The organism is Priestia sp. BR_2 (assembly GCF_041954005.1).
GTDB lineage: Bacteria > Bacillota > Bacilli > Paenibacillales > Paenibacillaceae > Paenibacillus_AQ > Paenibacillus_AQ lautus_A.
Map to the genome: position 1 here is coordinate 1 of NZ_JAVFHM010000211.1, position 672 is coordinate 672.

The 672-nt window shown below is 58.0% G+C and carries 1 pseudogene; it reads right to left on the reverse strand.

Annotation, left to right across the window (positions count from 1 at the left end):
* Window positions 1–538: pseudogene (locus RB298_RS15590) on the reverse strand (hypothetical protein); the annotation flags it as partial.
* Between the last annotated feature and the right edge of the window lie 134 nt (window positions 539–672).

Below are 672 nucleotides of genomic sequence, written 5' to 3' on the forward strand. Positions count from 1 at the left end.
AACCTTCGGCGATCAGGGAGCCGTTCAAGGAACCCTCAGCGACGTTCGCGCCGGTGATAGTCCCTTCAGCAATTTGGCTTCCGGTAACAGAGCCGTCAGCCAGGGTGAAGTTATCAAAGGCATCCGGTCCAAGGTGTCGGCCCTCGATGGATCCCTCGGCCATCTGAGAGCCGTTCAAGGCCACCTCGGCCACATTCGCCCCCGTGATATAGCCTTCACGGATCTGGCTCCCTGTTTCTGACACATCGGGCAGGGGGTATTTGTCAATGGCATCGGGTGCGGGTGGCTTGCTATCAACGGTCCCCTCGGCCAGGGTGAAGGTGTCAAAAGCATCCGGTCCAAGGTGCTGGCTCTCGATGGCGGCGTCAGCAATTTGGGACCCGGTCATGGATCCCTCGGCCACGTTAGGGCTGGTAAAAGTCCCTTCAGCAATTTGGCTTCCTGTTACTGAACCATCGGCCAGGGTGAAGTTGTCAAAAGCATCCGGTCCAAGGTCTGTCTCCTCGATGGATCTGTCTGTAATCTCGGAACCGATCACGGACCTCTCGGCCGCAGTCGCGCCATTGATAATCCCTTCCGCTATTGGACTGCCTGTTCCAGCGCCGACTGCATATGCTAACGTTGCAAGCTGTTCCGGTCCAGGGTCCTACCTGCAACAGCACTCCGCTGTCC